The organism is Paraburkholderia sp. RCC_158 (assembly GCF_041355255.1).
Classification (GTDB): domain Bacteria; phylum Pseudomonadota; class Gammaproteobacteria; order Burkholderiales; family Burkholderiaceae; genus Paraburkholderia; species Paraburkholderia graminis.
The window spans coordinates 265,524-291,042 of record NZ_JBFUPM010000008.1 but is presented as its reverse complement, the minus strand read 5'-3'; the positions used below and the strand labels follow the sequence as shown (position 1 = coordinate 291,042).

Genomic DNA, 25,519 nt, shown 5'->3' with positions numbered 1-25,519 from the left:
CGGTCACCATAGCGATCAATAGCGAGCGCCCGCCTCGCTCATGCCGACCACCACGCATATTCGGCGAACGAAAAACCCATCATCGCGCCGGTCGGAATCGCGCCGAGCCCTTTAAGGCGCTTGTCGTTTGCATCGATCAGACTGATGAACGACGGGATGCCGATGCCGCCTTCGTCCGTGACCAGCGCCTGCATTTCGCCGTACATCTGCTTGCGTTTCGCGTCGTCGGTCTCGCCGCGCGCGCTCACGAGCAATTGATCGAACTTCGGGTCCTTCCACGCCGATTCATTCCACGGCGCATCGGATTTGAAGAACTGCGTGAACAGCACATCCGCGCTAGGCCGCGGGTTGATGCTGCCGAAACCGAGCGGATGCTTCATCCAGTGATTCGACCAGTAACCGTCGGACGGGACGCGATTCACGCTCAGATTCACGCCGATCTTCGCGGCCGTTTGCTGGATCAACTGCGCCATTTCAATGGAGCCGTTGGCGTCGGTGGTGGCATAGATCGGCGGCAATGTAGTTCCGACCGCGCCGGCCTTCTGCATATAAAACTTCGCCTTGTCGAGGTCGAAGCCGCGCTGCGGCAGCGAAGCATTGAAGTACCGATGACCCGGCGGAATCGGCTGATCGTTGCCGGTCACCGCATAGCCGAGAAACACCGCGGAGCGGATCTGCTCGCGATCGAACATGTACTTCATGCCCTTCACAAAATCGGGGTTGCCCGTCAGCGTGTTGTCGCGACGCATGATCAGGTCCGTGTACAGGCCGGACTTCGTCTCCTTGACTTCGTACCCCGGCGTCGACGAGATGCGCCGCGTCGAACGGGGATCGACCGAGTTGATCAGATGGACGTCCCCGGCGAGCAGCGCGCTGACACGCGCTGCGTTGTCGCTGATGCTGATCAGTTCGATCTGGTCGAGATACGGCTGCCCCGGCTTCCAGTAGTTGGCGTTGCGCACGCCCACCGTGCCCGCGCCCGGCGCGAAACTTTTCAGCTTGTAGGGACCGGTGCCGATCGCCGAGTTGAAGTTGGTCGTGCCGTCCTTGACGATGACGAGTTGCGGCGTCGCGAGAATCACGGGCAGATCGGCATTCGGCACCTGCAGCGTCAACGTCACTTCGTTCGGCCCGCTCGCCGTCACGCTCGCGAACTGGTCGGCGAGTGTCTTCACGCGCGAGGCCGTTTGCGGATTCTTGTGACGCATCAGCGAGTACACGACGTCGGCGGAAGTAAGCGTCTTGCCGTCGTGGAAAGTGACGCCTGAGCGCAGTTTGATGATCCACGTCTTCGCGTCCGCGCTCGACACCGACTCCGCGATGTTCATGCGCGGCGTGAGGCTTTCGTCAAGTTGCGTCAGGCCGCTGTAAAACATGAAGAAGCGGATATAGTCGCCGCCGGTCGAGCCCGCTGCGGGATCGAGCGTATCCGATACGGAGCCCGCGTTATAGGCGACGCGAATGCTGCCGCCCTTCTTCGGAACCTCGGCGGCAAGCGCGCCCGGCGCGGCCGTCAGGAGTCCCCCGCCGGCTACCATCATGCCGGTCCCAGCCAACATGCGCATCATGTCGCGGCGGCTGATGCCGCGGCTATTCGTTTCGTCGTTCATCTGAATTGGCTCCGCAGAGGTAAGTGATCCTGGCAATGTTGCATAGAAGTTCGTATAGGCAGCGAGAAGATTTTTTCGCGGCTCGTTAGCAGCATCGTATGCCTGCAGAAACCGCGTAAAGCGCCGACAAAAAAGGGCAGACGGCATAAACAAACTGTTCCTGCGGCGCTAACGCGGCAATTTGCATGGTCGCCGGTTATGCGCGAAAGACTCACTGCAAGCGCGGCATCAACGGGCGATATCAGGCGCTCGCCGATGCCTCGACTTCAAGCAACTGCGGATAGCGTTGCAGCACTTCTTCATACAGTTGCGTGATCACTGTTGACCCCGGCTCCAAGGTGCCGGCCGCTTCTCTTGCATCGAGTGCATCGAAGATCTTGTGCTTGAGAAAATGCCGCCATACCACCGGCGCACGCGAAAGAATGCCGGTCAGCACGTCGTAGCGCTCGCGCGTCCATTTCGCTTCGTACGCGTTGCGCTCCGCGCCATAGTCGAAGTGAGAGGCCGGCCGCCGCTGCGCGTCGCTCTTCGCGGTGGCGCGCATATGCAGGGTCGCGGCTGCATCGATGGCACCGGTTTCGGCTTCTGTGGCAAACACCACGCCATACAACTCGCGCGCCTGATCGACGGACAGATAGCCGCGTCGCACGTCTTCGAGCACCTTCTGCACGTCTCGTTCGTACGGATCGCCATAGCCGCCGCCACCGCAGCCTTCGAGACGGATCACATCGCCGGGGCCGCACATCACGAGATCGGTCACGCCGAGATCTTCTTCGCTGTCCGTACCAGGGTTGCGGGTAAACCGCGATACGGCGCCCGCCTTGCCGCCCAGCACGCCCCACGAAGCGAAGCGCGAGCGGTCGCGATTGCGCGCCGTGACGAGCGTACCCGGCGACGACACGCGAAATTCCATCACCGTTCCAAGCCCGCCGCGAAACTTGCCGGCGCCGGCGCTGCCAGGCACCACGCCATAGCGCGTGATGCGGATCGGCACTTCGGCTTCGTTGATTTCGACCGGCGTGTTGCGCAGGAACGCGACATTCGCACCCGATGCGTCCGAGCCGTCAGCCGACGCCATGCCGCCCGCGCCGCCGCCCACCGGTCCGATCGACGCGATCACCGTGCGGCCGTTGCGGTCGACGGTCTTCACGTTGAGAATCGACATGCCGCCCGCGGGACAGGCCGGCAGGCGCTCGGGGCACACCATCGAAAATGCGCCGAAGGTGACGTACTGTGCGACCTTCGCAGTCAGACTGCGCATGCCGACCGCGGCCGGCGGCACGCAGTTCATGATCGTGCCTTCAGGCAGGATGCAGCGCGCGACTTTCAGCATGCCCGCATTCAGCAGCAGATCGGGGTTCAGCGAATACAGCACGTAGTTCAGGCCGACGAGCGCGAGCACATGGCGCTCCTTGCCGCCCGTGGGCATATTCAGCGACGAACTCAGTTGCGGATCGCTGCCCGTGAAGTCGAACACGAGCGAGCCGTCCTTCACCGTCAGCGTCAGCGCAACACGCAACGGCTTGCCGTTGACGGAATCTTCGTCGGCGTACTCGGCGAAGAAGTACTCGCCATCCGGCATGCCGCGCACGATCGTGCGCGCCTGCTCCTCCGAATAGTCGAGCAGCGCGTCCATGCCGGCGCGAAACTGCTCGATGCCGAAGCGCTCGATGATTTCGAGCACACGCCGCTCGCCGGTCATCAGCATCGCGATCTGCGCCTTCAGGTCGCCGCGATTCTGCTCGGCCGCGCGCACGTTGATCGCCATATGTTCGAGCAATGCTTCATCGAGCACGCCCGCGCGGACGATCTTGGTCGGCGCGAAACGAATACCTTCCTGATAGATCTCAGTGAGCGTGCGCGACAGCGACGCGGGCACCGCGCCGCCCATATCGGTGTTGTGAATGTGCCCGCCGACATAGCAGACAATCTCGCCGCCGAAGAACACCGGCTTCCACATCATCACGTCCGGCGTATGAGTGGCGACGTAGCCGCTATACGCGTCGTTCGTCATGCAGATGTCGCCCGGCTCGTAGTGATCGATCATGTCGATCACCGCGCCGAAGTCGAGTCCGGGATACCAGGTCGCGCCCAGCGTTTTCGGCGATGCGAAAGTCAGGCCGCGCGTGTTCATCAGCGTGCAGGAGAAGTCTTCCGTCTCCTTCACGAACGCCGAGTGCGCGGTTCGCACGAGCGTGTACGCCATGCTTTCGGCGGCCGCGACGCAATAGTTCGCGAAGATCTGAAGGACGGATTTATCGAATGTCATGGTGTGTTTCCTGGATCGATCTATCGATCTATCAGACCGCTTCGAGAAAGAGGTTGCCGTATTCGTCCACGCGTCCGTCGAAACCCGGCAGCACGCATGTCGTGGTGTCGTCCTGCGCGACGATCGCGGGCCCGGCGAACCGGTGTCCGGCGAGCAGCGCGGAGCGCCGGTAAAGCGGGACGCGCCGCCACGCGCCGTCCAGATACACGTCGATCTCCGATTCCGCGCGCGGCGCACCCTCGCCTGTCGCGATGCGCGGCAGCGCGGGCTTCGGCGTGGGCGCGGTGATGACGAGCCGCAGCGCCACCACCTGAATCGGCGACTTCTCGTCGCTATGCCCGAAGAGGCGCGCGTGTTCGCGGTGAAACGCCTGCGCGATTGCATCGATATCGCCGCCGGTGATCGCTTCCCGCGCGAGCGGCGTGTCGATTTCAAACGATTGCCCGCGATAGCGCATATCGGCCGATACGACGATGTCGGCGCTTGCGTCCGTTCCCGCCTCGCGAATCACCCATGCGCGCGCGTCGGCTTCCAGATGCGCGAGATCTTGCGCGAGCAAGGCGAGCGAAGCGCGGTCGAGCGGATAGTACGTCGTCCGAACAAAATCGTTTTTCGTATCGGCGATCAGGCCGCCCAGCGCGCTCAACACGCCCGGCGTGGTCGGCACCAGCAGATTGCGCACGTTCAGCGCGCGCGCAAGAAAGCAGCCGAGCATCGGCCCCGCGCCGCCGAACGGCATCAGCGCGAACGTGCGCGGGTCGATGCCGAAGCGCGAACTGAGCCGGCTCACGCCCGCATACATGCCGGAGATCGACACCTCGATGATGGCCGCGGCCGTCTGATAGATGTCGAGACCCAGACGCCGGGCGAGCGGTTCGATTGCCCGCCGCGACGCGTCCACGTCGACCTTCACCGCGTTGTAGCCGAGCGCCGCGCTCCCGAGCACGCCGATCACGGCGAACGCATCGGTGATTGTCGGGCGCGTGCCGCCACGGCCGTAACACACTGGCCCAGGGCTCGAGCCCGCGCTTTCGGGCCCGACCTTCAGCACGCCGAATTCGTCGACCCACGCAATCGAACCACCGCCGTCGCCGACCGATGACACCGACACGGACGGAATATGAATCTGGAATTCGCCGATGTATTCGCCGGTCGCGTACTGCGGCTGGCCATCCACGATCAGCGCGATATCCGCTGTCGTTCCGCCGATGTCGAGGCTCATGCAATCTTTCACGTTACAAAGGCGCGCGAGATACGCCGCGCCGATCACGCCCGACGCGGTGCCGGACAGAATCATCTGCACGCAGTTCTGTTTGCCGTGCTCGGCGCTCATCACGCCGCCGTTCGATTTCGTGACTTTCAGATCGGCCGCGACGCCGCTTTCCGCCAACGCCGCCTGCAACTGCGTCAGATAGTTGGACACGCGCGGCTGCACATAGCCGCCGATAGTCGCCGTCACCGTGCGCTCGTACTCGCGGATGATGGGCCAGACCTCATGCGAGCACGACACGAAAAAGCCCGGCAGAGTGGCCTCGATAATTGCTTTCACCTGCTGTTCGTGCGCCGGGTTGCGGTACGAATGCAGCAGCGACACCACCACGCCTTCGCAGCCCGCCGCCTGCAAGCCGCGTATCGCATCGAGCACGCTTTGTTCATCGACCGGTGTCTCTTCCTCGCCGTCAGCGCCGAGTCGCCCGATCACACCGAACACGCGGTCGCGCGGAATGAGCGGCGCGGGACGGCTCGACATCAGGTGATACATATCGGGGATCTTCAGGCGCGCGATGTCGAGCACGTCTTCGAAATTGCGCGTGGTGATGAGGCCGAGTTTCAGTCCGCGGCGCTGTACCACCGCATTCACGCCGACCGTCGTGCCGTGCGTGAAATAGGTGACATCGTGCGGCTCGATGCCGTAGCGCTCGCGCAGTCCTTCGACGCCCGCGAGCACTTCGCTGCCCGGGCTGTCCGGGCGCGAAAACACCTTTAGCGTGCGGATGCTGCGCGTGTCCTCGTCAAGCACCGCGAAGTCGGTGAACGATCCACCGATATCGACTCCGATTCTCAAGCCCATTGTCGTGCCCTTGCCTGTGTTAAATGGTATGCGTCAAGCGATGTGCGGCCGTTCATGCGTGCCGCCTGCGTTTGTCGATGACGTCGCGAATCTGGTAGTAACTGCCGAGCGCGGGCATGAACCACGGCTTGCCGCTATAAAGCGGATGCGTGACCATCGGCGTGCCGTAGGCGCTTGTCTCGGGCGCTTGCCCTTCGACGATCAGCCGCGCGACCTTGTAGCCCAGGTACGTCATCATCACGACGCCGCTGCCGTTGCAGCCGAGCGCGTAGTAAATGCCATCGGCGGTGCGGCCCAGATGCGGGAGAAAATCCAGCGTGAGCGCCACGGTGCCGCCCCAGCTATACGCGACCTTCACATCGGCCATCTGCGGGAAACGCTCGACCATCTGCGCGTGCAGCACCGCAGCCGACTGGCGGCGATCGAGGTGATAAAAGCGCGCGCGGCCGCCGAACAGCAGGCGTTTGCCGTCGGGCGAATAGCGGTAGTAGTTGACGACACGCCGTGTCTCGGAGATGCCGCGACGCTTCGGTATCAGCGAGGCGCGCAGGTCGGCCGGCAATTCCTCGGTGGCAATCTGGTGCGATACGACCGGCACCACGCGACGCTGCAAATCGGGCATCGACGAACCGGTATAGCCGTTCGTGCAGATCACCACATGCCGGCTCGTGAGCACGCCGCGCGACGTTTCCACCCGGTATTGAGCGCCGCTTCGCGCGATGCTTCGAACCGCCGCGCGGCTGCATACGGTCACGCCCGCGCCGCGCGCGGCGGCGAGCAAACCGGCGAACATCATCGACGGATGAACCTGACCCGCGCGTTCGATCAGCACGCCGCCCGCATAGATGTCGCTCGCCAGTTCGCCGCGTAATTCGTCGCGCGACAGCATGCGTGCGCCGGCGCGCGCATAGGCGTTCAGATTGACGATGCGCTTGCGCCAGGCGGCCATGTGCGCATCGGTCCACATTGCGTTGATGCGCCCTGCCTTGACGTAGCTGCATTCAATCGCGTTGTCGCGCAGAATGTTTTCAAACACTTCGTACGACACGGACGCTTCGCCGAGCAGCCTTCTCTGTCTTTCTTCGGATACCGAACTATCCAGCTTCTTGCCCGACGGCGCCTTGCCGACGTTCACGCCTCCCGATACCTGGCCGCCGCTTAGCGTGCTTGCGCCGATGCCCGGAACGTCCGCTTCGAGCACCGCCACGCGCAAGCCCTGCTTCGCGAGTTCGAGCGCGCACGACAAGCCCGCATAACCGGCGCCGACAATCGCCACGTCTGCGTCGCGAGGCACGTCCGACATCAGTTCGTCATGAGGACGCCAGTCTTGCCACCAGTACGGCGTGTCGGTGAAATCGGAAGAGAAAACCTGCTTGCGCGTGGACACGGTCGAGTCCCTGGTTGAGTTGAAGAGCCCCGCTCGCGAGGCAAGCGAGGGCGTGAAATTTGCGGCTACAGCACGGATAACGCGTCGCTAACATCATCCAGCGCATGGCGCGCGATCGCGACAATTTCGTCGATGTCCGCGCGCGTGGCGACAAGCGGCGGCGCAAAGCCGACGATGTCGTTGGTGCCGAGCGCACGCACGATCAAACCGCGCGCAAGCGCTGCCTGCGCTACCCGCTGGCTCGCCTTCGCCGCGGCCGGAAACGGGCGGCGCTCGCTCTTGCCGGCCATCAGTTCGAGCGCGGCGAGCATGCCCACGCCTCTGACATTGCCGACGAGCGGATGCGCGTCGAACGCCTCATGCAAACGCGCCTGGAAATAAGCGCCAACCTGCGCTGCGTTGTTCACGAGCTGCTCGCGCTCGATGATGTCGAGATTCGTCAACGCCGCCGCCGCGCACACCGGATGGCCCGAATAGGTCCAGCCGTGATTCATCGCGCCCTGCTCACGCGAGCCGCGCTCGATCACATCCCACACGCGCTCGCTGACGATCACACCCGACAGCGGTAGATACCCGCTCGTCAGGCCCTTCGCCACCGACATCAGATCCGGCTCGAGACCGTAGTGCTCGCTGCCCGTGCGCGAACCGAGCCGGCCGAAACCGCACACCACTTCATCGACGGCGAAGAGAATGTCGTGACGCCTGAGCACCGCCTGAATCGCGGGCCAATAACCTGATGGTGGCGGCACGATGCCGCCCGAGCCCATCACCGGCTCGCCGAAAAATGCGGCGATCGTGTCGGCGCCTTCACGCGCGATCAGTTGCTCCAGGTGCTCGACGCAATCCGCGACGAACTCCGCTTCGCTCGCGCCGGGACGTGCATCGCGATAGAAGTCGGGACTAGCCGTGTGCAGCACTTCGCGCATCGGCAGATCGAAACCGGCGTGAAACTTGGGCTGCCCCGTGAGACTGCCGGTCGCGATGCCCGAGCCGTGATAACTGCGCTGCCGCGCGATGATCTTTTTCTTGCGCGGCCGCCCCAGCACGTTGTTGTAGTACCAGGCGAGCTTGATCTGCGTTTCGTTCGCGTCCGAGCCCGACATGCCGTAGAACACTTTCTTCATGCCGGGCGGCGCCCACTCTTCGATCAGGCGCCGCGACAGTTCGACAGCGGGGTCGTTCGAGAAGCCCGCATACGTGTGATAGAACGACAACTCGCGCGTCTGCGCGGCGATTGCGTCGGCCATTTCCTCGCGTCCATAGCCGATGTTCACGCAGTAGAGTCCTGCGAACGCGTCGATGTACGAGCGTCCCGCGTGATCCTCGATGCGAATCCCTTTCGCCCGCGAGATGAGGCGCGCATCGAGTTGACCCGACGCATGATCCGACGCATGCGTGCCGGGATGCATCAGATGCCGCCGGTCGGTTTCGAGCGTCAGTTCGCCATGCGTGCGCATCGCGGGGTTCATGGCGGGGTTCATGGCGGTGTCGATGAAGTTCATGGTTTGTCCGCCGCTGATGAATGCGCAGGTGCGTCCCACTCGGGATGCCACGCGGGCTTGCTCACGCGGCCGTCGGCGCGAGTGAGCGCGCCGATGCGCGCCATTGCGCCCGCATCCAGTTCGAAATCGAACACGGCCAGGTTTTCGCCGATGCGCAGCGGATTCGACGACTTGGGAATCGCCGCCACGCCAGGCTGCTGCACGAGCCAGCGCAAGATGATCTGAGCCGGCTTGCGCCCGTATTCGCGTGCGATCTCCGCGATGACCGGATCGGCGAGCAGCTTGCCGCTGCCAAGCGGCGTATGCGCAATGAGCACCATGCGATGCCGCCGGCACGCGTCGAGCACGCGCGTCTGATCGAGATACGGGTGGTATTCGCACTGATTGGCGGCCAATGGCACAGAAGCAAGCGCGACCGCGCGATCGAGCAGCGCGGCCGGAAAGTTCGATACGCCGATATGCCGCGTCAAGCCGCTGCGCTGCGCGTCGCAGAGCGCGCCGATGGTCTCTTCGAGCGGCACATCCGGATTGGGCCAATGCACCAGCAGCAGATCGACGTGATCGAGCCCGAGCCGCGCGACGCTCGCCTCGGCGGCACGCCTGAAATCCGCCGCGCGCAATTCTGTGTGCCACACCTTGGTCGTGACGAACACTTCGTCGCGCGGCAAACCGCTCGCCGCGAGCGCCTGCCCGACCGCCTGCTCGTTCTCGTAACGCGCCGCCGTGTCGATATGGCGATAGCCCGCTGCGAGCGCCGCGCGCACCGCTTGCACCCCTTCGTCATGGGTGGAGCGCCAGGTGCCGAGGCCGATGGCGGGCAAGCGCGCGCCGTGCGCTTCGATAACCGGCGCAGCGCCGGGCGGCTGAAAAGAGAGTCCCATTGCCTTGATCGTTCTCCGATGCTTTGCAACTCTAAAAGAGGTGTGCCACAATACGGCACGGCGTGCCACTAACAGTGCACGAAAAGTAACACGCGCTTTTTTGCGTTGCAAGCGCAGCGTGGGCGCGCGCTCGCCCGTCGCCGTCACTCATCGGAGACCTGCATGAAAAGTTTGTTGAAGAGCCTCGAGATTCTCGAAGCTGTGTCGAAGAACCAGCCGGTCAGCGTCGGCGTGCTGGCGCGCCTGCTCGACATGCCGAAGTCGAGCGTGCAGCGCGCGCTGCTGACGTTTCACGAGGCCGGCTGGCTTCGCCAGACGAGCGGCGACCTGACACGCTGGGAAGTGGGTCCGCGAATCCTCGGCGTGCGGCCTGCCGCGCTGCGCGGCGGTGCGCTGTATGCGGCCGCGCGCGGGCCGATGCGCGAGTTGCGCGATTTGACCAACGAGACAGTTCATCTGTCGGTGCCGGACAGCACCAACTCAATGGTCCTGATCGATCGTGAGGACTGTACGCAAACAGTGCGCACCTTCAGTCCGATTGGCGATCTGAGTCCGTTTCATGCGACCGCGACGGGCCTGGCGGTACTGGCGTACATGACGGAAGCCGACGCCGACGAAATCCTGAGCCGCGATCTGCCGAAGTTCAGTGACACCACGCCATCCGATCCGGCCGAGATACGTCTCGAACTCGAGCGCATCCGGCAACGCGGCTATTCGGTGAATCTCTCGCAGTATCGTCCGGCGGTGTGCGCGATTGGTGCGCCGGTCATCGACTCGGACGGCGCGCCGGCGGCGAGCATCTGCATCTCGATGCCGGAATCGCGCTATGACCCGGCACGTCTTGAAGAGTGGGGGAACGCGGTGGCGAAGGCCGCTGCCGCGATTGGGGTGTAGCAGCCGGGCGGCATGTGGATTTCACCCGTTATTTTTTGCGGATATCAGGTTCAGCTATCGCGCGCTCGAACGCTTCCCGCATCGCGCCGCAAAACGTCTCCGCCACGAGCGATAACGGCCGTGACCCATTGGTCACGAGATAAAAATGATCCGGCACGGCGGGCGTGAACGGCCTGACGGCCACACGCTGCCGCGCAAATTCAGCGGTGACCGGATCGATCAGCGCGACGCCCGCGCCATTCGCGACGAGCGCCACGATGGCTTGCGAGAGTTGCGCCTCGATCACGAGATCGCGCGCGATGCCTGCATCGACGAAAACGCGGTCGATCGCGCTGCGTGCATCGAAGCTCTGCGGAAACGACACGAAGCGCTCGCCGCGTAAATCCGCGGGAGTCAGCGACGCCTTGCGCGCCAGCCGATGCCCGCGCGGCACGATGCAACGCATGACCGCATTCGCCAGGCGTTCGCTCCGAACGGCCGGATGCGGAATCGGCTCCGCGATCACGCCGACATCGCATTGCCCGGACGCGACTTTCTCGACGACCGTCGTCGCGCTATGCGTGAGCAGGCTGATGTCGATACCCGCATGCCGCTCCACGAACCGCGCGATCACGGAAGGCAGCAAATCGAGCGCCACGGCGGGCGAGCCTGCCACGCGCAACGAGCCGCGCCGCATCGCGCGTATCTGCCGCGCCGCCTGCGCGATGCGGTCCATGCCGACGAATGCGCGCTCCACTTCTTCCGACAACACGCGCGCTTCCGCCGTGGGCGTGAGCCGCCCCTGCTGACGATCGAACAGCACGAAGCCGACGCGGCTTTCCAGATCGGCGATAAGACGGCTCACCGCGGGTTGCGAGATATGCAGCGACTCGGCGGCGCGGGTGACGGTGTGCCGAAGCATGACGGCGCGAAAGGCCTCGATCTGGCGGATCTTGAGTTCGGATGTGTCCATAACATTGGATTATAGATGACCGACAAACTGGCATTTGACGCAGTTTTTTGCAGCGCCCAAAGTTCGGTCTCGACTCGTAAAAACAGGCAGGAAACGCATTTCATGCAGCATAAGCTGGCTCATAACACGGCACGCCGCTTCGACATCGTGGTCGCGGGCGGAGGACTCGTCGGCATGGCCATCGCCTATGGGCTCGTCCGTGCAGGCAAACGCGTGGCCGTATGCGACGGCGCGGACTCCGCGCATCGTGCCGCACGCGGCAATTTCGGGCTCGTCTGGGTACAAGGCAAGGGCGGCCGGTGCCTGCCCTACGCGCAGTGGTCGCGTGAATCGTCCGAGCGCTGGGGCGCGTTCGCCGCGCAATTGCAGCGCAAGACCGGCGTCGATGCGGGCTTCGAGCGCCCAGGCGGCATCGAGTTGTGCGAAACCATCGAGCAGCTCGAAGCGGGCCGGCAGTTGCTGGAATCGATTCGCTTGCGCGACGCGTCGCTCACCTACGAGGTGCTCGATATCCGTGCGCTGAAGGCGCGCGTGCCCTCGGCATCGGACAAACTGGCGGGCGCGCTGTACTCGCCGCATGACGGACACGCCAGCCCGCTCTATACGTTGCGCGCGATGCAGCAGGCCTTCGCGCTCGCGGGCGGCACATATCTGCCGCACCATGAAGTGCGTGAAATCCGACCATATGTGGGCCGCTTCGAAATCGATACGCCGCACGGCACGCTGGAAGCCGAACGCGTCGTGCTCGCCGCGGGCCTCGACAATCAGCGCCTGGCGCCAATGGTCGGCATGCTCGCGCCAATCACGCCCCTGCGCGGTCAGATCATGGTGACGGAGCGGCTCGCGCCGTTTCTCGACTATCCGACGCTGGTCGTGCGGCAGACGCCCGAAGGCTCGGTGCTACTCGGCGATTCTGCCGAAGCCGTCGGCTTCGACGACGGCCAGACGCGCGCCGTCATGGCCGATATCGCGCGCCGCGCACGCACCGCATTTCCGGTGCTCGGGCATGCGCGCATCGTGCGCGCGTGGGGCGCGCTTCGCATCATGACGCCCGACGGCCTGCCGGTCTACGAGGAATCGTCCACGCATCCCGGCGCGTTCCTCGCCATCTGCCATAGCGGCGTGACGCTCGCCGCCGCCCATGCCGACGTGATCGCGCCGTGGATCGCGGGCGGCGCGCGACCCTCAATACTTGATCCCTTCGTCGCCACGCGTTTTTCGAATTCGACCGATGCCCACGTACTTTGAATCTCTCGTCACCTTGCCGGCGTCCACGGTGCGCGTCGATATCGACGGCACGCACCGGCATGTGCCGCAGCACTATACGGTCGCCGCGGCGTTGCTCGAAAGCGGCGCGCTCGCCTGCCGGACCACGCCCGTCAGCGGCGCCCCGCGCGGACCGTTCTGCATGATGGGCGTGTGCTTCGACTGTCTCGTCGAAATCGACGGCGTGCCTAACGTGCAGGCGTGCATGACGCGCGTCTGCGACGGCATGCGGGTCCGCGCGATGTCCGGTAAAGCGAGGCTCGCATGATGCAGCCTCCAGTGCAATCGACGTGCGATCTGCTGATCATCGGCGCGGGACCGGCGGGCATGTCGGCGGCGATCGCGGCGCGCCGTGCGGGTCTCGATGTGATCGTCGCGGACGAAGGCGAAGCGCCCGGCGGACAGATTTATCGCAATGCCGCGCAGTCTCCGCTGAGCGATGCACACGTGCTCGGCGACGAGTATCTCGGCGGACGCACGCTGATCGCGGCTTTCGATGCCAGCGGCGCGAAGCATCTGGCGCGCTGCGTCGTATGGCAGATCGCGTTTGAAAACGGCCGCGCCGTCGCGATGCTCACGCGCCGCCCGCAAGGTGCACAAGGTGCGCAACCTGGCGGCACGCTCGACATCTCGGCGCGCGCGGTGCTCGTCGCGACGGGCGCGCAGGAGCGTCCGTGGCCGGTGCGCGGCTGGACGCTGCCGGGCGTGATGGGCATCGGCGCGGCGCAAACGCTGCTCAAGTCGTCGGGACTCGCGCCATCGCAGGACGCGGTGCTCGCGGGTTGCGGACCGCTGCTGTTGTTGTTCGCATCGCAGTTGCTGAATGCCGGACGCCGCGTGCGCGCCATCATCGATACGACGCCGCGCGATGCCTGGCGCGCCGCCTTGCCTCATGCGCTGCCCGCGCTCGCAGGCGCCGATTATCTGCTGAAGGGTCTGCGCATGATGCGCGCGGTAAAGCGCGCGGGCATCCCCATTTATCGCGGCGCAAGTGCGTTCTCGATCGAAGGCGAAGAGCGCGCCGAACGCGTGCATTTCGCCGATGAACACGGCACGCGTCGTTCGATCGACACCTCGCTCGTGCTGCTGCATCAGGGCGTGATTCCGTCGACGCAACTGCCCCGCTCGCTCGGTTGCGAGCACGAATGGGATGCGTCGTCGGCCTGCTGGCGCCCTCGCATCGATGCGCACGGACGCAGCACGGTCGGGCACGTATGGATTGCGGGCGACGGCGCGGGCATCGGCGGCGCGAAAGCGGCTGCGCACGCGGGCACGCTTGCGGCACTCGATATCTCGCGCGACCTCGGCGCGCTCGATGCCGCGTCGCGCGATGCACGCGGCCGCCGCTCGCGGCTCGCGATGAAACGGCACCTCGCCGTGCGCCCGCTGCTCGATGCGCTCTACACGCCGCCTGCCGCGCTGCGCCGTCCCGCCGACGACGTCATCGTGTGCCGTTGCGAGGAAGTCACCGCAGGCGAGATTCGCGCGATCGCGGCAATCGGCTGTCAGGGGCCGAACCAGATGAAGGCGTTTTCACGCTGCGGCATGGGCCCATGTCAGGGCCGATGGTGTGGCGCGACGGTCGGCGAGCTCATTGCGCAGGTGCAGGAACGCGCGGTCGGCGACGTCGGCTACTACCGCATTCGCGCGCCGATCAAACCGGTTACGGTCGACGAAATCGCCGACTCCATCGCGCTCGGCGACGACTTCACTCGCGGCGAATTTCCCAGTTGATCCCATCCATCGCAGACGAAACGAATCGCACCACAACCACACCACACCACATCACACACGGAGCCTCTATGAAGACCACACGCGTAAAGACGATGTTGAGCGCCGCCCTGCTCGCCCTGATGGCCGCGAGCACGATGGCATCGGCCAAGGAGTGGACCACGATCCGCATCGGCGTCGACCCGACGTACCCGCCGTTCGAATCGATCGCAAAAGACGGCACGGTCGTGGGCTTCGACGTCGACCTCGGCAATGCAATCTGCGAGAAACTGAAGGCGAAGTGCGTCTGGGTGCAAAGCAGCTTCGACGGACTGATTCCCGGCCTTCAGGCGCGCAAGTTCGACGTGATCCTTTCGTCGATGGCGGCAAACGCCAAGCGCCGCGAACAGATCGACTTCACCGACCGGCTGTACCGCAACCAGACGCGTCTGATCGCGAAGGACAGCGCGCATCTGCTGCCCGAAGCGTCGAAGCTCGCGGGCAAGCGCGTGGCGGTCGAGCAAGGCACCGTGCAGGAAACGTATGCGCGCGAGAAGTGGGCGTCGTCGGGCGTGGAAGTGGTCGCGTATCCGAGCTACGACCAGGCTTATTCCGACTTGACGGCGGGGCGCGTCGATGCGGTGCTGATGGACGCCGTGCAGGGCAAGCTGGGTTTTCTCGCGACGCCGGCCGGCAAGGGATTTTCATTCGCAGGCGATGTGGTCTACGACGCGAAGATCATGGGCGACGGCGACGCGGCGGGCGTGCGCAAGTCGGAGCCGCAACTGCGCGATGCGTTGAACGGCGCGATTGCCGAATTGCTCAAGGACGGCACGTATCGCAAGATCGAAGCGAAGTACTTCGATTTCGACATGTACGGGAAGTAACAACCGTTTTTCTCGCTTGTTGCGTATGTACGCGCCGGATAGCCGCATCCATTGAACACCGGCGCATCGATCCAGCTACAGAGTAGCGAGCGTCGCCTCGCTCTTCCCCACCCCAACACCAAATCCCCACTAAACGGCTCCGTAACCTCCACGTCACGTTCGCCCACGACAATGCGCCATCTTTGACCCTCAGGATGGAGTTTGCATGTTTGCGTCACGAAGCCGTTTTCCGCTGCACGTCGCAGCGTTGTCGAGTGCGATCGTTCTGGCTGCCTGCGGCGGCGGCGGCGATGTCGTCGCCACTAATACGCCCGTCGCGGCCGTGCCGGCGCCGCCGGCCGATCCCGGTTTCGTCGACAGCGCGCCCGTGCCTGGCGTGCCGGCCTTCGTCGATAACATCGCGACCAACCAGCGCGGCGACGCGCGCTATGCAACGCTGTCGACCAACGCCGCGGTGCGTGTCGTGAGCCGCTTTCTCGACCTGTGGCAGCCGTCGACGATGCTGGTCGACGCGGGTGTGAGCGCGCCGGCCAACGGCGCGTTTCCGGCGATCGTGCCGTCGACCTGCTCCGGCCTGCCCGCCAGCGGCACGCCGTGCGGCACGATCCTGAACAGCACGGTGCTGGGCGCCAACGTTCAATACGTGATCGACGCGACGACCGCGCGCACGCCGCAGCAGGCCGACGCCGCGTATTTCGACGACCGCCGCGGCAAGGGCTACAGCGTGACCGACGGGATGGGCCCGCTCACCGCCGCATGGCGCACGGCGGCGCAGCAGACGACCAGCATCATCAGCGTGCCGTCCGATGCGACGACCGTGCTGTACAACGACTCGGGCAATAACGTCGGCGTCGGCGGCAGCACGAACGCGAGCTTCGGCAAGGTCGTCGATCTCTTGAACGAGATGGGCAACAACGCATCGACGGAACCAGCGAAACGCTTTTACAAGTACGCACGGCCGTATCGCTGGAGCGCGAGCGTCGTGGTCGCGCCGACGCTCGTTCCCGCGGAAAGCACGACGCCCGCGACCGACGGCGGCTTCATCAGCGGCCATGAGGCCGAGGCGATGCGCGATGCGACGACGATGGCGTGGCTCGTTCCCGAACGATTCCAGGAAATGGTGAGCCGCGGTCTCGAACTCGGCGAGAACCGGATTCTCGCCGGCATGCACTCGCCGCTCGACGTGATCGGCGGCCGGATGCTCGCGCTCGCCGTCAGCGCGGCGAACCTGAACACGTATGCAAGCGACGCGCAGGCCGCCTACGTTCAGGCTCACCAGGCGCTGCAGCAGCTCAGCGGGACCAACGGCGCGAGCTTCGCCGCATTCGCTCGTTCGGGCACGGCGGCAACGGACCGCTTCGCCGATTACACCGCAAATAAAGCGGCATTCATGCGCCGCATGACGTTCGGCTTCGGCCCGATCGCATCGACCGATGCGCCGCCGCTCGTGCCCAAGGGCGCGGAAATTCTGTTGCAGACGCGCTTCCCGTACCTGAGCGCGGACCAGCGGCGCGTCGTGCTGAAGACGACCGAGATGCCGTCCGGCTATCCGGTGATGGACGACGCCGAAGGCTGGGGCCGCCTGAACCTGTTCGCCGCCGCCGACGGCTATGGCGCGTTCAACGGCAACGTGATCGTGTCGATGGATGCGTCGCAGGGCGGGCTCAATGCGGCCGACGTGTGGCGCAACGATATTGCCGGTGCAGGCAAGCTGACGCTGCAAGGCACAGGCACGCTGACGCTGTCGGGCAACAACCGCTACACGGGCGGCACACAAGTGAGCGGCGGCACGCTCGCGGCGGGCTCCGCGAACGCGTTTGGCAGCGGCGACGTGTACGTCGGCTCGGGCGGCAGCGTGAGGATCGCGGCCGGCGCGCCGGTGACGATCTCGACGCGCTACACGCAGCTCGATAACACGACGCTCGAACTCGACATCGACGGCAACGGCGGCGGGCGTCTGCGCGTGGGTGGCACGCTGAGCGTCGCGGGCGGCACGCTGCATGTGAAGTTCGTGAACGGCTATGCGCCGAAAGCCGGCGACACCATCGCGCTGATCGACGGCGCGGCCGGCTCGGCGAAGTTCTCGACGGTGACGGTCGACGGCTTCAAGGCGACGCCGGTTTATACGGGGACGGGCGTGTCGGTGAGGTTGTCGGCGGCGTAATGGTTGTGGCTGTGCGGTGAACCGCGACGAGACGTTCGCTACTTCGAACGTCTCGTCTCCTCGCGCATCCTAGTGCGCACCTGCCGCCGCCCCGCCGCCACCGCCCTTGCCCGGCTTCGTGAGCCAGATCAGCGGAATGATCACGATAAAGATCATCGACGAAAGCCAGAAGATGTCGTTCAGCCCGAGCATCGCGGCCTGTGCATTCAGCGAGCGCTCGAAGAATGCCGCCGCCTGATCCATGTTGCCGCCGAGCGTCGTATGAATGTCCGCGAGCGCGGACGTATAAGCCGGATTGTTGACGCCCGACTGTTCCGCGAGTTGCGCGTGATGCAGGATCGTCCGGTTGTTCCAGCCCGTCGTGATCAGCGACGTGCCCACGCCGCCGGCGAATACGCGCACGAAGTTCGACAGGCCTGCGGCCGCAGGAATTTTATCGGGTGAGAGTCCCGACAGAATGATCGCGGTAAGCGGCGTGAAAAAGAGCGCCATCGGAATGCCTTGCAGCAGCGTCGGCAGCACGAGCGTATAGGTGTCGACGCCCGTCGTGTAATGCGAGCGCATCAGGAAAACCGCGGCGAAACCGACGAAAGCCAGCGTCGCGAGCACGCGTGCATCCGTCTTCGGCATGATCTTCGCCATCACGGGCGCGAGCAGCACCGCGAAGATGCCGAGCGGCGCGGTGACGAGACCGGCATCCACCGAACGATAGCCCAGATAGCCCTGAATCCATTGCGGCAGAATCACGAGGTTCGCGAAGAACACCGCATACGCGACCGAAATCGCAATCGTGCCGCCGCGGAAATTGCGTACCGCGAAAAGCCGGAGATCGACGATCGGATTCTTTTCCGTGAATTCCCAGATCAGGAAAAACACGAAGCTGACCGCCGCCACGGCCGCGAGAATGCAGATCACCGGCGAGCTGAACCAGTCGAGGTCCTTGCCCTTGTCGAGCATGATTTGCAGCGACGCGACCCATGCGATCAGCGACATCAAGCCCACTTTGTCGATGGGCAGTTTGCGCGCTGGCGTCTCGCGGTCGCGATAGATGAACCACGTCACGGCCGCAGCAAAGAGACCAACCGGAATGTTGATGTAAAAGATCCACGACCAGCTATAGCTGTCGGTGATCCAGCCGCCCAACGCCGGACCGGCAATCGGGCCGACCGTGGCCGTCATCGCCCATAACGCCAGCGCGGTCGAGCTCTTTTCCTTTGGATACGAGCCGAGCAGAATCGCTTGCGACAACGGAATCAGCGGACCGGCCACGGCACCCTGCAACACGCGCGCGGCGAGCAGGATCACCAGGTTCGGCGCGACCCCGCACAGCCACGAAGAAAATACGAACAGCACGATCGCGGCGACGAACAGCTTGATTTGACCGACGCGCTGCGTGAGCCAGCCCGTTAGCGGAATGGCGACTGCATTCGCTGCGGAAAACAACGTGATGACCCACGTGCCTTCATCGACGGATACGCCGAGATTGCCCGAGATAGTCGGAATCGCAACGTTGGCGATGGACGAATCGAGCACGTTCATGAACGTCGCGAGGGCGACGGCGAAGGTCGCGAGAACCAGCTTTGCGCCGCTCAACGGCGGGAGTGCGAGTTGCGTCGAGGAATTCATCTCACTTCCAGTACGAAGTCGCGAACAGGCCGGCAATATCTATCTGACCTGTCAGCTAAATGGATAAATGAAGACGCGATAACGAACGGCGTCACGTTCTGCACTTCAGCCCGCGCGTTTTGGCATGGCGGTGCTGTTGCGCTTGTCACGCGTGCCCTGTGCCGACGATACGACACGCTCCGTCGGTCCCGCATGCGTGACAACACTATTCCGTTCGATGATCTTCTGAATCTCCGCATCGGCCTGAGCCCCGTATTGCGCGAAGACATCGGTGCGGTACGTCGTATTCACGGCCGCGCCGAGTTGCGCGCCGGTGCTATCGCGCGTATCCACATCGACCTGCATCGACAAGCCGATTCGCAGCGGATGCACTTGCAGTTCCTTCTGATCGAGTTCGATGCGCGCGGGCAAACGCTGAACCACCTTGATCCAGTTGCCGGTCGCGTTCTGCGCGGGCAACGTCGCAAAGGCGCTACCCGTGCCCGCCGAGAAGCCGACCACGCGGCCGTGATATTCGACCTTGCTGCCGTACACGTCGGCCGTCAGCGTGACAGGCTGGCCGATACGCATGTTGCGCAACTGGCTTTCCTTGTAGTTGGCATCGACCCAGACGCCGTTGAGCGGCACTACGGCCATCAACGGCGTGCCCGGCGATACGCGCTGGCCCACCTGCACCGAGCGCTTCGCCACATAGCCGGTGACGGGCGCGGGCAACGTGTTGCGTGCATAGGCGAGGTACGCGTCGCGTACTTTCGACGCCGCGGCCTGCACGCTCGGGTGCTGTTCGATCGTCGTGTGGTCGGTCAGCGCGCGGTTGGCTTCCGCCTGCTGACGCGCGGCGTCGAGCGCGGCCTGCGCGGCGGTCACCGTGTCGCGTGCATGCGCGATGTCTTCCGCGGACACAGCGCCCGTGTCGGCGACGGCCTGGCGGCGGCGCAGATCGTCTTGCGCGCGAGCCAGATCGGACTGTTTCTGCGCGATGTTGGCGGCGTAGAAATCGTTGTTCACGTACAGGCTGCTCACCTGGCGAACGGTCTGCCCCAGCATCGCTTCGGCGTTGCCGAGCGCGACTGTCGCGTCCGCGTTATCGAGCGTGACGACAGGGTCGCCCGCCTTCACGATCTGCGTGTCGTCGGCGTTCACCCCGACGACCGTACCGGTTACTTGCGGCGTGAGTTGCACGAGATTGCCGCTTACGTAGGCGTCGTCGGTCGTCTCGTGATAACGCGCATAGGTCATGTAATAGGCACCGTATGCCGCAACCGATACGACGACGGCTGCACCAAGCAGCGTGAGCAGCAGTTGGCGCTTGCGCGAATTCGGCTCGCTCGCGGCGGTGGGCGCGGTGGCCGCGGTGGCCGCGGCGGCATTGGGTGCCGTCGCTGTGTCTACGTTGGCGGGCGCCGCATGCGTCGCGGCGCGCTCCGGCGTGTTGATTTCACTCATGTCGATTCTCCAGGCAGATTCGGTCGTGGGTTATTCGGAAGGCCGCTCAACGCGCGGCGTCAACGGATGGGTTCGATGCTTGCGTGCGCCCCGCATCGGTGTTCGATGTATCGACGAAGCCGCCGCCAAGCGCGGAAGCCAGCGCAATCTGCTGATCGCGGCGGCTCATGCGCAGGTTCGCCACGGCCTGATCGGCGGAAAGCGCGTTGACGTCGGCGTTCAATACGGTCAGTTGATTCGTCAGGCCCGCCTTGTATTGCACGAGCGCGAGTCTGTCGGCCTCGCGCGCGGCGTCCTGTGCCGCCTGTGCATCGACAAGCTGTGCATCGGTCGAACGCACATTGGCCAGTTGAGATGCGACCTCGCTCAGCGCCGTCACGAGCGTCTGGTTGTAGGTCGCGACCGCATAGTCGAAGTCGGCGTAGCGGCCCTTCAACTGCGCCCGCAGTGCGCCTGCGTCGAAGATCGGCAAGTGAATTGCCGGGCCGGCCGATGCCGTTCGGCTAGCCGCCGTCAGAAAGCGGCCAAAGCCGAACGCGTCGAGCCCGATTGCCGCGCTCAGGTTGATGTCGGGATAGAACTCGGCCTTCGCTTCCTTCACGTCATGCGTCATCGCGTCGACGCGCCAGCGCGCGGCCACGATGTCGGGGCGCCGACCCACCAGATCCGCAGGCAGGTTGTCGGGCAGACGGACTTCGTCGCCGAGACCGAGCGACGGCCGCGCAATCTGCAACCCGCGGTCCGGACCCGCACCGAGCAGCGCGGCGATCTGGTAGCGCGTCGCGAGAATCTGTCCGTCGAGCGACTTCAGCGCGGCACGGCTCGTCGCGAGATTGGCCTGCGCCGTCTTGCGTTCGACTTCGGTATCGAGCCCGGTCGCAATGCGCCCCGCGGTAATGCGCTCGATCTGCTCACGCTGCGTGACCTCCTGCTGCGCGATGTCGCGCAACAGATAGAGGCGCGCAAGCTGGTTGTACGTGCGTGCAATCGACGTCGTCAGCGTCAGTTTCACGACCTCGGCATCGGCCTGACTCGCTTGAAGTTGCGAAATCGCGGCCTTCAGCGCTTCGCGATTCTTGCCCCACAGATCGAGATCGTATGAAGCATTCAACAAGCCCTTGTTTTCCGTTTGCCACGAGCCGCCGTACGGAGGCGGAACGAGCGCCGTGCCCGAGAATTGCTGACGCGTCAGCGAATAACTCGCGTCGACGCGCGGCATCGTGCCGGCTTTCGCAATTTCGCTATAAGCAGCGGCCGCCGAGACGCGGGAGCGCGCCTGATCGAGCGTCGGGCTGCTCTTCAGCGCTTCGTCGATCAGCGCTTTCAGTTGCGCGTCGCCGAACTGGTCGGCCCAGTCCGCTGCGGGCCAGTGACCTTGTTCGGCGGGAATGCTTTGTTGCGTGGCGTACTGCTGCGGGCCGGCCGTCTTTGCGTCGCTGTGGATGCCCGCATAATTCGCGCACGCCGACAGCACCGCGGCAAACATGATCGACACACCCGCTTTCAGCAGCCGTGAAGCGCGCCGTTCTTTCTTTAACTCGTTTCTCATTTGCTGACCTGTCAGATATATGGTTAAAAAAAAGCGCTCAGTCGTTCAGAAACTTGCCAAGCAGACGGCGCAGTTCATTGAATTCGTCGTGAGTGAAGCCTTCGAGCCGGGCATTCAGCACATCCGGCACAATCTCGGCGATACGCAGCGCAACGTCGCGGCCCGCTTTCGTGAGTTCGACGTTGACGACGCGGCGGTCGCCCGTGCTGCGCGAGCGCGTCAACAGGCCCCGCGTCTCGAGTTTGTCGAGCGTGCGCGACATCAGGCCGGTATCGACGCCGAGATGACGCGACAGCGCCGCCGGTGTCGTGTCGATGCCCTGCAGTAGCGACAGCAAAATGCCGACGTGATGCGCGCGCACATCCAAGCCCTTCACCGCCGCGTCCATGTGCATCGCCATCAGATTGCGCGCCTTGCTGATCGCAAAGCCGACGCTATCCGTCAAATGAAAATCGGCCTTTGAATAGTGCGACATGCGTTGCTCCTCGTTGCCTGTCGACACAATAGTTGACATGTCAGATACTATCAACGGCGCCGCATGGAACTCATTGTTTCATTGGCGGCGACAGTCTTTAGTTTTGCGGAGGCACGGGCGAAGCAGACGGAGCAGACGGCGAGCGCCGCGTTCAGTCGCTCAGGAATTTACGCAGCAAACGGCGCAATTCAACGAGTTCGGATTTTGTGAAGTCGTTCAGCCGTGCGTTCAGCACAGCGGGCGCGACGTGAGGAATCTGATCGGCGACGGCGACGCCCTCTTTCGTGAGTGAAAGATTGACCACGCGGCGGTCCGTCTCGTCGCGCGAGCGCACCAAAAGGCCCTTGGTTTCGAGCTTGTCGAGCATGCGCGTCATCAGGCCCGTATCGATGGCAAGCATTTTCGACAGCTCGAACGGCGTCGACGCGAGGCGCTGGCGAAGCGTCAGCATGATGCCCATTTGCTGGCTGGAGATGTCGAGTTCCTTGAGCGCCGCGTCCATTTCGGCGACGATCAGGTTGCGCGCCTTCACCAACTGGAAGCCCACGCTCTCCGTCAGCCTGAAATTGTCTTTGGTGTAGTGACGCACGCGAGGCCTCCTGAACGATCCGATATAACTGACCAATCAGATATTATCAAATCAGGCCTCGGGACATCGGCGTTCGGTTTACCGCGGCGCGTGCACTCAGTGTCAGATACGAGCGTAAATCGAACTGCCGATCGTCAGCGTCGTCGCGCCAGGCGACGCAAAGCGAATCTCGTACAGGTCGCGTCCAAAGTTGCCCGGCACTTTAACGGACATGCCGCCGAGCGTATCGCTCACCGGCACGAACAGTTCGTAGCGAAGATCTTCGTTGCCGAACAGCACGTAGCCGGGAAGTTCAGCCAGGGTCGCGAAAAAGGCCGGCGGATTGCCAAGAACGACAATCGGCACGGCGCTCGGTGAATCGTTGGTCAAGGTCCATTGCGTGCCGACGCGTTGCTGCCACGCGCTGTCGAGCGGCGCCAGCGGTGCGAGTTGCTGGCCGACCGGCAGCGTCAGATACGCGTAGCCCGCGCCCGGCACGACCCGCTTCATCAGATAGCGATAGTTGAATGCATTGCCCTCGCTGTCGTTGCCCGACACGACGGTGAAGCGGTACGACGCCGTATCGGCAGCGCTCCACCACCAGCCATCGCTGCGGTACTGGTATGCGCCGATCTCGGCCCAGCCTCGGGTATCGGCGTCCCACTGGTTGATCTGCAGACTGCCGTCCGCATTGGCGAGCACCTGATACGGCGAATCGGAATTGCCGTAAATGCCCGCGCCGCCCGCGATGCCCGGCCCCGATGCGGCCGGCGGCGCCGTGTTGGCGAGCTTCGCCGGCAGCGACGCAATCGTGCCGTCTTCCTTCAGCGCCGACAGCACCAGCGTTTCGGCAATAGCGCGAGCGTTGTATCCGGCATTGCCGGTCACCATCAGCGCGAACTTCGCATTGGGGACGACGAAAAATTCGGTCGAGTAGAACGCCGTGCCGCCGTCTTTTTCCCAGCCGAGCACGCCTGCGGCGTTGAGCGCGGGCTGGACCACGCTGTCCCAGCCCAGACCCCAGCGCCATTCCGGCGACGGGTTGATCGTCAGGCTTTTCGTCTGGTCGGCGCCCATCTCCGCGATGCCCGCCGCGGACACGATGCGCTGTCCCTGGAATAGGCCACCGCCGTAGATCATCTGCGCGAGGTTCATCATGTCGACGGGCGTCGAACTCAGTCCGCCGGTCGCGTATGCATTGACGAATTCCTGATGCTGCGCGCCCTTCACGTACGGCAGCGAGAACGATCCATCGGACGGCACACTCGTCAGATAGCTGGAGTGCGTCATCTTCAGCGGCGTGAGAATCTCCGACTGCACGAAGTCCGCGAAACTCCGGCCCGTCACGGCGAGCACGATCTGCTCGACCATCGTGAAGCCGTCGTTGCAATAGACGGCCAGCTCGCCGGGCAAATGCTTCAGATGCGAGTTGGCGAGTTCGGCTTGCGTGTCGGCGGCGTAACCGGCGACCGGCTCAAACGTGAAGAGATTGCGCCCGTTCGTGCCGGGCAAACCGGATGCGTGCGACAGCAGATGACGCGTGGTGATCCGCGCGTATTCCGGAGACAGCATCGTGAAGGCCGGCAGATATTTGACGATCGGTGTGTCGAGCGTAATGAGCCCGCGATCGACGAGGATGGCCGCCGCCAGCGCCGGAAACAACTTGCTGACGGAGCCGATGTTAAAGCGCGTTTGCGGCGTCGCCTTGATCTGCCCCGGCACCGACGCCACACCGAACGCCTGCTGCCAGACCACCGCGTTGCCCTTGACCATCGCGACGGAGATTGCGGCGACGGGCGTCGACGGATCGCTGACGGCCTGCTGGATCATCTGCTGACCGAGTGCAATGGTCTGCTGATAAGGCGTCGACTGCACCTCGTCGCTGCCGCAACCGGACAGCATCGCGGCGAGCACGCCGGCGCCGGTGTAGCCGAGAAACTGCCGCCGGCCTGTGTTGAACGGAACCTCGTGATTGCGATCGTAGCTGGCCACGGCATTCCCCTTCGTTCTGGTTTGTTTCCAGGACCTGCAAAAGGCGCTTTGTTCAACCGCTTGTTCAACCGCTTGTTCAACCGCTTTGTTCAACCAAGGGCCGCCGACGCGGCAAACACAGGCTTCACCAGTTTCGACGCAGCGGGACGGCGCTTTTGAATAGGCCAGGCGCCGCCCTGCTCCAATCATAGCTGCGCGGCGCGTGCGCGAATAGCGGCGTGTCGAGATGCTGCGAAGCTATGGCTCAATAGAGCGTCCTTGCGCCTCGCC

The 25,519-nt window shown here is 64.2% G+C and carries 19 protein-coding genes; 6 read left to right on the top strand and 13 right to left on the bottom strand.

Going from position 1 to position 25,519, the window contains the following annotated elements:
* Positions 1-38: 38 nt before the first annotated feature.
* From AB6809_RS18365 to AB6809_RS18340, 6 genes are all read right to left on the bottom strand, one after another.
* Positions 39-1,610, bottom strand: a complete 1,572-nt coding sequence (locus tag AB6809_RS18365) for an ABC transporter substrate-binding protein (RefSeq protein WP_006051033.1) — start codon at positions 1,608-1,610, stop codon at positions 39-41.
* 241 nt (positions 1,611-1,851) lie between these two features.
* A complete protein-coding gene (locus AB6809_RS18360; RefSeq protein ID WP_029969306.1) occupies positions 1,852-3,879 on the bottom strand; it encodes a hydantoinase B/oxoprolinase family protein in 2,028 nt (675 codons plus the stop codon).
* 31 nt (positions 3,880-3,910) lie between these two features.
* Positions 3,911-5,950 carry a hydantoinase/oxoprolinase family protein gene (locus tag AB6809_RS18355; protein ID WP_029969304.1) on the bottom strand — a complete coding sequence of 680 codons (2,040 nt, stop codon included), beginning with the start codon at positions 5,948-5,950 and terminating at the stop codon, positions 3,911-3,913.
* Positions 5,951-6,002: 52 nt separating this feature from the next.
* On the bottom strand, positions 6,003-7,337 hold the full coding sequence (locus AB6809_RS18350; protein ID WP_029969302.1) for an FAD-binding oxidoreductase: 1,335 nt from the start codon (positions 7,335-7,337) through the stop codon (positions 6,003-6,005).
* A 65-nt stretch (positions 7,338-7,402) separates the two neighbouring features.
* Complete coding sequence (locus AB6809_RS18345; RefSeq protein WP_307253894.1) at positions 7,403-8,839, bottom strand: aminotransferase; 1,437 nt, start codon at positions 8,837-8,839, stop codon at positions 7,403-7,405.
* A complete protein-coding gene (locus AB6809_RS18340) occupies positions 8,836-9,720 on the bottom strand; it encodes an aldo/keto reductase (RefSeq protein ID WP_029969297.1) in 885 nt (294 codons plus the stop codon). The genes AB6809_RS18345 and AB6809_RS18340 overlap by 4 nt, the downstream gene beginning before the upstream one ends.
* 162 nt (positions 9,721-9,882) lie before the next feature.
* On the opposite strand from AB6809_RS18340, the gene AB6809_RS18335 reads away from it, so the two are divergent.
* On the top strand, positions 9,883-10,614 hold the full coding sequence (locus AB6809_RS18335; protein WP_029969294.1) for an IclR family transcriptional regulator: 732 nt from the start codon (positions 9,883-9,885) through the stop codon (positions 10,612-10,614).
* A gap of 28 nt (positions 10,615-10,642) precedes the next feature.
* Here AB6809_RS18335 and AB6809_RS18330 read toward each other — a convergent pair whose 3' ends face one another.
* The gene (locus AB6809_RS18330; RefSeq protein ID WP_029969293.1) at positions 10,643-11,566 is read right to left on the bottom strand and encodes a LysR substrate-binding domain-containing protein; all 924 of its coding nucleotides are present in this window, start codon (positions 11,564-11,566) and stop codon (positions 10,643-10,645) included.
* Positions 11,567-11,668: 102 nt separating this feature from the next.
* Between AB6809_RS18330 and AB6809_RS18325 the strand changes: the two genes are divergently transcribed.
* From AB6809_RS18325 to AB6809_RS18305, 5 genes are all read left to right on the top strand, one after another.
* Positions 11,669-12,814 carry an FAD-binding oxidoreductase gene (locus AB6809_RS18325; RefSeq protein WP_029969292.1) on the top strand — a complete coding sequence of 382 codons (1,146 nt, stop codon included), beginning with the start codon at positions 11,669-11,671 and terminating at the stop codon, positions 12,812-12,814.
* A complete protein-coding gene (locus tag AB6809_RS18320; protein ID WP_029969291.1) occupies positions 12,798-13,100 on the top strand; it encodes a (2Fe-2S)-binding protein in 303 nt (100 codons plus the stop codon). Before AB6809_RS18325 ends, AB6809_RS18320 begins: the two co-directional genes overlap by 17 nt.
* The gene (locus AB6809_RS18315) at positions 13,097-14,566 is read left to right on the top strand and encodes an NAD(P)/FAD-dependent oxidoreductase (RefSeq protein WP_029969290.1); all 1,470 of its coding nucleotides are present in this window, start codon (positions 13,097-13,099) and stop codon (positions 14,564-14,566) included. The genes AB6809_RS18320 and AB6809_RS18315 overlap by 4 nt, the downstream gene beginning before the upstream one ends.
* Positions 14,567-14,634: 68 nt before the next feature.
* Positions 14,635-15,429: an ABC transporter substrate-binding protein gene (locus tag AB6809_RS18310; RefSeq protein ID WP_006051045.1), complete on the top strand. Its 795-nt coding sequence runs from the start codon at positions 14,635-14,637 to the stop codon at positions 15,427-15,429.
* Positions 15,430-15,634: 205 nt separating this feature from the next.
* Positions 15,635-17,593, top strand: a complete 1,959-nt coding sequence (locus AB6809_RS18305) for a phosphatase PAP2 family protein (RefSeq protein WP_029969288.1) — start codon at positions 15,635-15,637, stop codon at positions 17,591-17,593.
* Positions 17,594-17,662: 69 nt separating this feature from the next.
* On the opposite strand, the gene AB6809_RS18300 is transcribed toward AB6809_RS18305, so the two are convergent.
* From AB6809_RS18300 to AB6809_RS18275, 6 genes are all read right to left on the bottom strand, one after another.
* Complete coding sequence (locus AB6809_RS18300; RefSeq protein WP_029969287.1) at positions 17,663-19,219, bottom strand: DHA2 family efflux MFS transporter permease subunit; 1,557 nt, start codon at positions 19,217-19,219, stop codon at positions 17,663-17,665.
* Positions 19,220-19,324: 105 nt separating this feature from the next.
* Positions 19,325-20,665 carry an HlyD family efflux transporter periplasmic adaptor subunit gene (locus AB6809_RS18295; protein ID WP_029969285.1) on the bottom strand — a complete coding sequence of 447 codons (1,341 nt, stop codon included), beginning with the start codon at positions 20,663-20,665 and terminating at the stop codon, positions 19,325-19,327.
* A 46-nt stretch (positions 20,666-20,711) separates the two neighbouring features.
* Positions 20,712-22,214: an efflux transporter outer membrane subunit gene (locus AB6809_RS18290; protein WP_029969284.1), complete on the bottom strand. Its 1,503-nt coding sequence runs from the start codon at positions 22,212-22,214 to the stop codon at positions 20,712-20,714.
* Between the two features lie 37 nt (positions 22,215-22,251).
* Entirely contained in the window at positions 22,252-22,689 is a 438-nt protein-coding gene (locus AB6809_RS18285; protein WP_029969282.1) for a MarR family winged helix-turn-helix transcriptional regulator, read from the bottom strand.
* A 151-nt stretch (positions 22,690-22,840) separates the two neighbouring features.
* Positions 22,841-23,278, bottom strand: a complete 438-nt coding sequence (locus AB6809_RS18280) for a MarR family winged helix-turn-helix transcriptional regulator (protein ID WP_006051051.1) — start codon at positions 23,276-23,278, stop codon at positions 22,841-22,843.
* Between the two features lie 102 nt (positions 23,279-23,380).
* Complete coding sequence (locus AB6809_RS18275; protein WP_029969281.1) at positions 23,381-25,249, bottom strand: serine hydrolase domain-containing protein; 1,869 nt, start codon at positions 25,247-25,249, stop codon at positions 23,381-23,383.
* Positions 25,250-25,519 lie beyond the last annotated feature (270 nt).

Coding starts and splice junctions, on each gene's coding strand:
- AB6809_RS18365 (WP_006051033.1), bottom strand. CDS start 1,610: ATGAACGACGAAACGAATAGCCGCGGCATCAGCCGCCGCGACATGATG.
- AB6809_RS18360 (WP_029969306.1), bottom strand. CDS start 3,879: ATGACATTCGATAAATCCGTCCTTCAGATCTTCGCGAACTATTGCGTC.
- AB6809_RS18355 (WP_029969304.1), bottom strand. CDS start 5,950: ATGGGCTTGAGAATCGGAGTCGATATCGGTGGATCGTTCACCGACTTC.
- AB6809_RS18345 (WP_307253894.1), bottom strand. CDS start 8,839: ATGAACTTCATCGACACCGCCATGAACCCCGCCATGAACCCCGCGATG.
- AB6809_RS18340 (WP_029969297.1), bottom strand. CDS start 9,720: ATGGGACTCTCTTTTCAGCCGCCCGGCGCTGCGCCGGTTATCGAAGCG.
- AB6809_RS18335 (WP_029969294.1), top strand. CDS start 9,883: ATGAAAAGTTTGTTGAAGAGCCTCGAGATTCTCGAAGCTGTGTCGAAG.
- AB6809_RS18330 (WP_029969293.1), bottom strand. CDS start 11,566: ATGGACACATCCGAACTCAAGATCCGCCAGATCGAGGCCTTTCGCGCC.
- AB6809_RS18325 (WP_029969292.1), top strand. CDS start 11,669: ATGCAGCATAAGCTGGCTCATAACACGGCACGCCGCTTCGACATCGTG.
- AB6809_RS18320 (WP_029969291.1), top strand. CDS start 12,798: ATGCCCACGTACTTTGAATCTCTCGTCACCTTGCCGGCGTCCACGGTG.
- AB6809_RS18315 (WP_029969290.1), top strand. CDS start 13,097: ATGATGCAGCCTCCAGTGCAATCGACGTGCGATCTGCTGATCATCGGC.
- AB6809_RS18310 (WP_006051045.1), top strand. CDS start 14,635: ATGAAGACCACACGCGTAAAGACGATGTTGAGCGCCGCCCTGCTCGCC.
- AB6809_RS18305 (WP_029969288.1), top strand. CDS start 15,635: ATGTTTGCGTCACGAAGCCGTTTTCCGCTGCACGTCGCAGCGTTGTCG.
- AB6809_RS18300 (WP_029969287.1), bottom strand. CDS start 19,219: ATGAATTCCTCGACGCAACTCGCACTCCCGCCGTTGAGCGGCGCAAAG.
- AB6809_RS18295 (WP_029969285.1), bottom strand. CDS start 20,665: ATGAGTGAAATCAACACGCCGGAGCGCGCCGCGACGCATGCGGCGCCC.
- AB6809_RS18290 (WP_029969284.1), bottom strand. CDS start 22,214: ATGAGAAACGAGTTAAAGAAAGAACGGCGCGCTTCACGGCTGCTGAAA.
- AB6809_RS18285 (WP_029969282.1), bottom strand. CDS start 22,689: ATGTCGCACTATTCAAAGGCCGATTTTCATTTGACGGATAGCGTCGGC.